Genomic DNA, 1,634 nt, shown 5'->3' with positions numbered 1-1,634 from the left:
CGGCGTTTTTCAAGCTAGTTGTCACTACTTGAGTAATTATCAAGCAGCTTCTTTTTCTGGGTTCAGGTGAACTTCTCCGATTGGTTCGCCGTTGCGTATTTTACCTGACCAACGCTCTGGTTTTGCTTGGCGGTGTGCCATCAGCACCTTTGCTCTTTTCCTTAAAATCTCTGTATCCTTTCCACTATGTCGCTCTGAAGGTGTCACGTAATTCAAGCAACTGTGTTTATGCACGGTGTTATACCAGATTACAAAGCTTTCTACCCAAGAACGGCTTCGAACAAGGCTTTCGAACCCCTTTGATGGCCAGCTTGGGACATATTTCAGCGTTCGGAACAGTGACTCTACATACGGATTATCATCGCTCACACGAGGACGACTGTAAGATGATGTAATGCCAAGCTCTTCTATTTTTGCCTTGAACGTCAACGATTTCATTGGCGCACCATTATCTGAGTGCAGCACCAACGCTTGATTGAAGCATTGCTCCCGCATCAGCGTGCGCTGAAGCAGTTGAGATGCCATCTCTCCGCACTCCCGGTCATAGACGTCATACCCGACGATTTTTCGACTGTAGATGTCTTCAATGAGATAAAGGTAATAATGTTGTCCACGAACACCTGAAGGTAGATACGTTATATCCCAGGTAAATACCTGATTTGGACCTGTTGCTGTGTAGCTTGTTGGTTTCGATGATTTTTTACGGCTACGTTGACGGCCTCTGCGGTTAAGTTGTCCTGCCGCTTTTAACACACGATAAAAGCTGGCTTCAGATGCAATATACTGGCCTTTATCCAGCAGTGTTGGCACTATCTGGCTTGGCGGTAAACTGGCATATTCAGGCGCATTACTCATATCAATAATATCTTGCCGCTCCTGCTCCGTGAGTTTATTAGCAGGCTCAGGTCTTAACGACGTTGGTCGTTCATCTGCTTGTACTTTACCGCGCTGGTACCAGCGACGGTAAGTCCGTAAATCTATCTCAGCTTCGTTGCACGCACGGTCCAAGCGACTGCCGCGCTTCATGGATGAGCACAACGATATTTTGCCTTTCTTCGGTTGAGGTTAGTCGTCCTCTGGCTCTTCCCCGTAAAAGGCCCTCAGCTTTTTTCTTAGCACCAACAAGGCAGCTGTTTCAGCTAAGGCTTTCTCTTTAAAGCGAAGCTCTTTTTTTAATTCTTTGATTTCATGCTTGTCGGCTTTAGCTTGCTTCTTTGCCTCTGCTTCACGCTCCTTCGATGACGTGAACCCCTGTATGCATTCGCTGCGCCATTGCTGAACTTCTTCTGGGTACAACCCGTTTTCACGACAGTACTGGCTTAATTCGTTTTCTGTCATAGAAAACGTCGCAGCGACAATGGCTAACTTAGTTTGCGCAGACCAATGCTCTGAAGGGGTATGGCTGTTTGGCACAACGGCTGCTGATTCTCGAAGTTGTTTACGCCAATAATACAGTGTCGCATCACTGATGCCTTCTTCTTTTGCTACTTCGGCCACAGAGCGAGATAACGGTGGTAAAAACTTTTTCAGGATAGCTTCTTTTCTTTCTTGCGAATAACGAGACATGTTTCCTCTGTTACCGCCCCTTTGATTGGATGATTTTTAACAGTGACAACTAGCCTGACACAGGGGGG

General features: G+C 46.5%; 2 protein-coding genes. Both read right to left on the bottom strand.

Features of this window, described 5'->3' with window-relative positions; all coding sequences use genetic code 11:
* Positions 1-39 precede the first annotated feature (39 nt).
* Positions 40-1,038, bottom strand: a complete 999-nt coding sequence (locus RH88_RS23005) for an IS3 family transposase (RefSeq protein WP_420895768.1) — start codon at positions 1,036-1,038, stop codon at positions 40-42.
* A gap of 27 nt (positions 1,039-1,065) precedes the next feature.
* Complete coding sequence (locus tag RH88_RS24130) at positions 1,066-1,566, bottom strand: transposase (RefSeq protein WP_005596675.1); 501 nt, start codon at positions 1,564-1,566, stop codon at positions 1,066-1,068.
* Between the last annotated feature and the right edge of the window lie 68 nt (positions 1,567-1,634).

The sequence above is a fragment of the Vibrio scophthalmi LMG 19158 genome (assembly GCF_000222585.1).
In the GTDB taxonomy this organism is placed as follows: Bacteria; Pseudomonadota; Gammaproteobacteria; order Enterobacterales; family Vibrionaceae; genus Vibrio; species Vibrio scophthalmi.
This window is presented reverse-complemented; position numbering and strand designations above follow the sequence as displayed.

Excerpts from the sequence above, each read along its gene's own strand:
- RH88_RS24130 (WP_005596675.1), bottom strand. The coding sequence starts at position 1,566 with ATGTCTCGTTATTCGCAAGAAAGAAAAGAAGCTATCCTGAAAAAGTTT.